The following is a 7,643-nucleotide window of genomic DNA, read 5'->3' on the forward strand; positions in this document are numbered from 1 at the left end:
AAAAAATTTCGGAATTATAACATGGCTGGCTTTAATTTTTACATGAATTATTGATTTAAAAATTGCGGTTTTCCGGTATAAAAACCCTGTGCGTAGGTTATCCCTAAATCGGACACATTTTTGAGTATTTCTTCGGAAGCAACGTATTCTGCGACAGTATCAATGCCTATTCGATGAGCAAAATCGACAATTGCTTCGACAACAATCCTGTGCCGAGGATTTTGATCGATGGATTTAATTAAAGATCCGTCGATTTTTAAGATATCGACATTTAATTTGAGAATATTTTCAAAATTCGAATATCCGGTACCGAAATCATCTATGGCTATTTTGGCGCCTAACGCTTTCATCTTAGTGATAAATAAGGCGACTTCATCAAAATTTTCAATCCCTTCTGATTCTAATATTTCAAAAATAATCCGATTTGCTGTACCTGTTTGACGAAGTATATTTTCAATCGTAGCTATGGTACGGACATCTAAAATATCAGTACTGGAAAGATTAATGGAAAATTGTTCATGTCTTGTTGCAAATAAATTACAGGCTTGATAGACAACTTCTTGGGTTATGTGATGGTAAAGTTTTGTTTTTTGAGCAATTGGCAAGAAATCATAAGGGCCGATGAGTGAACCATCTTCATTTTGAATCCGTACCAAGGTCTCATATTTTTCAATTTGACCGTTAATACATGAAACGATCGGTTGATATTGACAAACGATTCGATGTTCAACCAAAGCTTGACGAATTTGCGCAGACATTGCTATATTGGCTTGATATTGTTGTTCAATACCTTCAGATTGATCGTAGACGGAATAGGGGAGCTTATTGTTTCGCGCTTTATTTAAAGCAACATCAGCATGGATGAGAGGCTTATCACTGTCAATAGCGATTCCAACGGTTGCATGGATATGAATAGTTTCATCCGATATTAAAAAGAGTTTCTCACTTAAGAGAGAAAGGAGCATTTCGATGTCATGTCGAAATTGAGTGGATGTATTGCCTGGTTTTAGCCGGAACGCAAATTCATCTCCGCCGAGTCGGTAAGGTGAGAGTTTCATTTCACCCAGCCAATATGCGATTTGTTTTAGAAGCCAATCCCCGGCATCAATACCAAAAAAGTCATTGATCTCTTTAAAATCATCGATGTTTAAAATGGCAACGGTATTTATCCCATTTACTGAGAGATCCTCTTGGAGTTTAAGGCGATTTGGAAGGGTGGTAAGATTGTCAAAATAGAGGTGCTGAGTTGCTAAATGGGTTTTTTCGGTAATCTTCTTTTCAAGATTTTGATTGATTGTTTCAATTTCATTCGAATAATGTAAAACGCGTTCTTGCATCGTTTCAAATGCATGGATAATTTGTCTAAATTCTCGTTGGGTATAGGGGATATCAAAGATTACTTTTTCACCCGGTTTGTAACCACGAACTTTTTTGGCAATTAATTTAATTGGGACAAGGAGTCGGTTAATCCACGTAAGCATAAACAATAGCAAGATAGCAATACTTAATGCAATCCAGCCGTACAGTGTATAAAAGCGGTTCATAGCTTTGATAAATGCTTCTCCGGAATAGGTAAGGGTAATGGATCCAATTGGCTGAAGAGAGCCGGGTTCACTTAAATTTTTCGTAATTTGTATGGTTTCCTTTGAAACATCAGCTTTGTATTTATGATAATTAAGGATCGTTTTTCCTTGCTTATCGATAATTTTTACCGATACAACTTCATTCAGTCGAGTAATTGCAGAAAGCTTTTCACCAAAATTTTTAGTACCTAAAAAGAGAGAGAGTGCGATGGATGCTTCAATGGTGTCAACTAGTAAAGCCGCTTTCTCGCGCTGGGCGTTCATTGTTACATCACGAACGATCGTGAATGTCGCCATAGTAATGATGGCAAAAAACAAAAAAGCGGTCATAATCAATGTTGCTATTATTTTAGTTGAAATACGGGCATTATGAATTTGATGGATCATATCAACCTCGCAAGTTGGAACAGAGTATCATTAAATCGAAATTTCCCTTCTTTCAGTATGTTTTTATTGATATAGATAATGGTTGAGCGTTCGATGACAATGGAACCTAATATCCCACGTTCAAGATCGGACAGATCATATGAGAATGTCGGAATTGAGCTTGTAAGCGCCCATGCAGCCACTTTATCGACCGATCGATTGCTCATTGAAGTAAGATAAACAAAGGTTACATCTTTCCGTAATAATAGATCATCCACATTGACTGCCATAGCAAGAAAATTCAAATTACCAACTTTACCATTATAGTTTTGATTGATTTCATCAGCGATATTTTGTGCCAATGCTTTACGATTAGATTCATAAACAATAGCCAGTGTAGCAGTATTTGATTTGGATGCTGCTTTAAGATCCAAAACCATGATTTTTGGGATCATTTTAATATGTGTATTGAGTAAAACATTATCTTCTGCATGGATGAACAGCAGTAAAATGGACAAAATAAACCATAATCGGATCATCAGAATCTCCATCCAGTACGGACCCAAAAACTGCGTCCGGCAACGGGATAATCGTCAGAATACGTTGATCTTGGAGAAGGGTAACGGACGATGGAATTGCCAACATCATCAATGACTGCTTGGATGTAGTAACTATTTAAATGGTTCAGTTTCCAGCCTAAGGAAAGATCAAGTGTTTGATAGGCATTTAACTCTTGGCGTGTATCACCACTAGAGCGTTGTTTGCTCCCAACGTAATGCCAAATACCCCCAAGCGTAAGATTTTCATTAAAATCATACGCGTAGGCTAGTTTAAGTAAATGAGATGCACTGTACGGTAACGTTGATTCATCTCCACTGCTTGTTTTTACTTTTCCGTGTAAATAACTGTAAGAGAATAAGATCGTGTCATCGGTGGTGAGATTGCCTCGTAACTCGGCTTCTCCTCCTGTCGTTTTATTTTCGCCTAGATTTTGAAACGTCTTGTTTTGATCAAGAGTAATTTGATCCATGTTCTGAATGTAAAAAAAGCTTATACCCGCAGTTAAATTGGTATTTAATTTACGAAGATATTGCCCCTCTATAGAGTGTACTCGTTCTCGATTGAGATTTTCATTACCAGCAGCGAAAGCACTGGGCGTAATATGCATTTCTTGATCGGAAGGGTAACGGGCACTTTCTGATGCCATTATTTTAAAAATATCAGCATAGTTTGGCTGATAAACGAGGGCGGCTCTACCGTAAATATTTGACTGCACGTCAGAAGCTTTTATTGTCCCCGCAGTTATGGCTAAAGCGATATGATCGTTAATATCGATATTATCGGAAAGATAAAGATCGGTAGTTTGGCGATTGGCTTTATCAGCGTCTATAAAGGCATTGGAAGTACTAGAATAATCTACTAATCCTGTACCTGTAATCTTATTGGTTGTGATAGACTGCATATCAACAGCATCATTCCATGTCGATTCTATTCCGGCAGTAATACGGTGTGAATCAAACCCGTTGTAATGAAGTGCAGCACCACCAGAAATATGGCGATTCTTGATCATTAATGAAGCCCAATATCCCTCGGAAAAAGTGACGGTTCCATAGGTCCCAGGTGGAAGCGAACGTGCATTGCTTTCCCAAGTATCTTCCATAATAGAGGTTTTAAACGTTATATCGGTGTCGTTATCAAGTTGGAGGTTGTATTTTCCCTGCAGATACCATGAGGGCTGCTTAATGACTCCATCAGGATTAGGTAAAACATTTAAATTTCCAAAGGCACTATCACCTTGATATTGGTTAATACGACCTTGGAGCTCAAAGTTTTTGTAGGTATAGCTTACACCTGTACCGCTGTGCTGCATCCCTAAATGGGCGTAATCGGCTTTACTTAGGAAAGAGGGGAAGGCATCTTTTACCGTTATTGGTGTTTTAAGATTGTTACGTTGACCAAATACATCCAGAGCGAGTTTCCACTCTTTACCGTGATAGGTACTCCACCCTCCTGCACCGATTAATCCATTGTTCCCGCCAAAACCGAACAAAGAACCCTGTTGAGTATAGTTCGGATTGTTTTTTGCGCGAGTTAAAACATTGATCGTTCCTGCATAGCCATTGACACCTTCGAGAAAACTTCCGGAACCTCGCACTACTTCAATTCGCTCAATAAGTTCAATAGGCATGTCCAAATAGCCATTATAGTCACTAAAAAGAGTGTTGTTGATTACAAAATTATCGATTACGAGGGTAGATTGTCCGTATGCTGTAGGATTTGACCCTCTAAAAATCGGAGTTCGGTTGTTCATGGTGTTGGTAGCCATATCGACACCCGCAACCAATGTGAGTGCTTCTCCCAATGTTCTAACGCCAAATTTAATGAGATCATCGCTGTGAAGAATGGAAAGGATAAAAGGTTGATAATCGATATTTTGGTTTGATTGGGTTGCCAATTGGGTTGCTTGAGCCATATCATCACTCAGCGAGGCAATCATTTGCGGATCAGTTGCATTTACAGTTATCGCAAAAAGAGGTAATGTAACGGCAGCGATGGAGAATTTCATGAGGACCTTTACGGTTTTGAATATTTTATTGTTACCGATGGAAGTTAAAGATGAGCTAAAAAATGAGGTTTAACACCGTATTGAGCGTACCACGGTGTAACTTTTTGAGTAAATATTTAACAATGTTGATATAAAACAGCGCCAAGATAATAACCTGCTCCGAATCCCACAATCATTCCATAATCATCTTTTCGGCCTGTATCGTGATTTATGATGGATTCCAATATGATAAGGTTACTTGGGGTACTGACATTTCCATATTGGACAAACATAGCTTTGGATGCTTCGATCTGTGTTTCGCTTAAGCCTAAAATAGCTTCTTCTTTAAATCGCTCAATGACAGGAATGCCACCTTGATGGAGTGACCATTCTAGTATCTCATTGGGAGATAACCCATGTTTTTCCAAGAGGGGTTTGATAACTTTTTCGCTTACAAGACCAGGCATGACATCTTTAACTCCGTCACCGACAAGAAATATTCCATTTTCTGCTTTTATGGCATCTCCATATTGAAAATCAACCATGACATCAATAATTTTTAATTTTTTTTCAAATTTCTCTGCGATTTTTCCGCTTGCAAGCAATAAACCGGCACTACCGTCTCCGAAAATTGTATGACCTTTTAGGGAAGCTCTAAAATTTTTGTCATTTTCATCACATATTGGGTCATAAAGACAAGAACATTGTTCAAAGGCCATAACATAAGCAGCACTATCATTTTTTTGACAAAAATCCACGGCTGATAAAATCGAAAAAACACCTGATGCACAGCCATAATTGACTATCTCCTGCGGCGGAGCCTTAAGGTTTAGTTGGGAAGCATTCGCAATTTGAAAAGATAAATTTGGTAAAAAATCTTTGTGTGAGCTTGTATTATAGGAAACGGAGATAAATCCAATCTCTTCTTTTGTAATATCTTTTAGAAAAGAGCTAACAATTTGTGTCCCCCAAATCAGGGGATTGTTTTCATCAGGTACAATTTTTTTTGGAAATTGATCGAGATCGATCGAGATTCCTTTGGTTTTAATTTGAGTCCCCATAGTAAGTCTTTTAGCTAGTTTATTCACTTTCACTGAACACAAATTTTCATTATATACTTTGTCTATAACATCAATAGCATCATACATTTTTGGAAATAGTGATTTGACTCCGACGATATAGACAGTTTGTTCCATTAAAAGCCTTATTAAATTTTGGGCATGGTAACCGTCTATAACTTGAAACTAAATAAAATATGTTGAAAAATGTCTATATAAATTTATTCAATGTACCAAAACAGTTTTATTTTTTCCCTGATTTTTAGCTAGGTACAACGCGGCATCGGCACGTCCGATAAAATCATCATAATTGTCACCTAAGTGATGTTCTGTTGCACCTACACTGACGGTAATATGTATTGTTTTACCCGCATATATCAGATGACTATGCTCGATTTTAGAACGAATTTTATCGGCAACAACAAAAGCTTGATCTTTTTCGCAACGGTTTAATATGACTACAAACTCTTCACCCCCGTATCGGTACACTTTATCTCCGCCTCGGATGGAGGATTTGATGCTTTGCGCTAAGAAATAGAGCACTTTATCACCGGCTAAGTGGCCGTTCAAGTCATTAAGAGATTTAAAGTTATCGGCATCTATCATCATAATGACCATAGGCAGTGTTTTACTTTTCCCTGCAATAACTACACTGTTCAAGTCTTCAATCAGACCTTTTCGATTGGTGACTTGGGTGAGGGGATCGGTGGTGAGCTGTGAAAGTGCTTTTTGGAGTTCACCGCTGAGCTCTTCAATTTTATTTTTTGCTTTTTCAAGCTCATTGGACATATTTTGTCCCAGTTCACTTAGCCCTTCTACAAAATTCATACATCGTTCAACCCCTTCCTTAGCCGCTTTATTGATGTAGTTTTCTTGAAGCTCTACAACTTGTGATAGATCTGCGTGAGATTCTACAAAAGCAATAATCGAACGCTGTGCAATATCGAGGTATCGGCTTAAATCATCGTGAACATTGCTAAGATTATCATTTTCTTTTTGGGCTTTTATTAGTGCTGAATCCGCTTGTTCAATAAAAATTTCATCAAAATATTTTTTGTAATGAGATGGGTAAGGAGCTATCTTAAGTGATCTAAGTGTACCAATTGTTTGATCATGAATAGAAAAAATTTTATCATAAACTTTAGTATGACTCATATTATTACCTCTAATAATTTATATGAAATTATTTTAGCATTTTTCACTTTGTTTTTCTTTTCTCTTAGTGATAATTGGATATTCTTTTATGAAATGTACACTCTATAAATAAAGAAGATAATGAACAAAATTGAATTAAATGATATTTTTGAAGCAAGATCAAAATGCTATAGATGCTATCGGCCTCTCAGCTCATGCATGTGTTCTCATATAAAACCCTTTAATACAAAGACAAAATTTATTATTTTGATGCATCCCAAAGAGTTTAAAAAAACTAAAAACGGTACAGGTCATCTGACTCATCTTTCACTTATCAATTCTGAACTTTTTATCGATGTCGATTTTACTAAACATGCAGTTATCAATTCATTGATAGAGGATAGCAATAATCTGTGTTATGTTCTATATCCTGGAAAAGAGAGCGTTAATTTAAACACAGAGAATATAGAAACGTATGGAAAGCAATTGGTAATTTTTCTTATTGATTCAACTTGGCCGTGTTCCGTGAAAATACTTCGTTTAAGTAAAAATCTAAATGTTTTGCCAAAACTCAGTTTTACACATACAAAAAGCTCTCAATTTAAAATTAAAGAGCAACCGAAAGAATTTTGTCTCTCTACCATAGAATCAACGCTTACGGTGATTGAGTTACTTCAAGAACGAGGTATGGAAAAACTAGAGCAGGGTGCTTTTGAACATTTTTTAGATCCATTTACATCGATGGTAGAATATCAGATAGAGTGTGCTGCCCGCTTAAAGGGTGAACAAGTGCGGTTTATACGCAGAGATGAATAGTTATACTTACATACCCGCCCAAGCGAGGCGGCTATTTGTAACTTAGCTGACCAAAAAGTCTGCATTAGAGATCGTAGGGTGCGAAGAGGTACCAAGAAGGGCGAACTGGACAGCGGCGATTCCACCGTTACCGTCAGCATC

6 protein-coding genes are annotated in these 7,643 nt (G+C 37.2%); 1 reads left to right on the forward strand and 5 read right to left on the reverse strand.

From position 1 onward, the window contains the following. Window positions 1-47 precede the first annotated feature (47 nt). The 5 genes from PHI47_RS11235 to PHI47_RS11255 all read right to left on the reverse strand — a co-directional run bounded on the left by PHI47_RS11235 (window position 48) and on the right by PHI47_RS11255 (window position 6,707). On the reverse strand, window positions 48-1,970 hold the full coding sequence (locus PHI47_RS11235; protein WP_299937294.1) for a GGDEF domain-containing phosphodiesterase: 1,923 nt from the start codon (window positions 1,968-1,970) through the stop codon (window positions 48-50). Continuing rightward, window positions 1,967-2,488, reverse strand: coding sequence for a hypothetical protein (locus tag PHI47_RS11240; RefSeq protein ID WP_299937296.1), 522 nt, complete (start codon window positions 2,486-2,488; stop codon window positions 1,967-1,969). The genes PHI47_RS11235 and PHI47_RS11240 overlap by 4 nt, the downstream gene beginning before the upstream one ends. Beyond that, window positions 2,488-4,515: a TonB-dependent receptor gene (locus tag PHI47_RS11245; protein ID WP_299937299.1), complete on the reverse strand. Its 2,028-nt coding sequence runs from the start codon at window positions 4,513-4,515 to the stop codon at window positions 2,488-2,490. The genes PHI47_RS11240 and PHI47_RS11245 overlap by 1 nt, the downstream gene beginning before the upstream one ends. Before the next feature lie 116 nt (window positions 4,516-4,631). Next, entirely contained in the window at window positions 4,632-5,690 is a 1,059-nt protein-coding gene (locus PHI47_RS11250; protein WP_299937302.1) for a 3-oxoacyl-[acyl-carrier-protein] synthase III C-terminal domain-containing protein, read from the reverse strand. Between the two features lie 87 nt (window positions 5,691-5,777). Continuing rightward, window positions 5,778-6,707: a diguanylate cyclase gene (locus tag PHI47_RS11255; protein ID WP_299937304.1), complete on the reverse strand. Its 930-nt coding sequence runs from the start codon at window positions 6,705-6,707 to the stop codon at window positions 5,778-5,780. 120 nt (window positions 6,708-6,827) lie between these two features. On the opposite strand from PHI47_RS11255, the gene PHI47_RS11260 reads away from it, so the two are divergent. Further along, on the forward strand, window positions 6,828-7,502 hold the full coding sequence (locus PHI47_RS11260; RefSeq protein WP_299937307.1) for a tRNA-uridine aminocarboxypropyltransferase: 675 nt from the start codon (window positions 6,828-6,830) through the stop codon (window positions 7,500-7,502). Window positions 7,503-7,643: the final 141 nt, after the last annotated feature.

The sequence above is a fragment of the Sulfuricurvum sp. genome (assembly GCF_028713855.1).
Taxonomy (GTDB): domain Bacteria; phylum Campylobacterota; class Campylobacteria; order Campylobacterales; family Sulfurimonadaceae; genus Sulfuricurvum.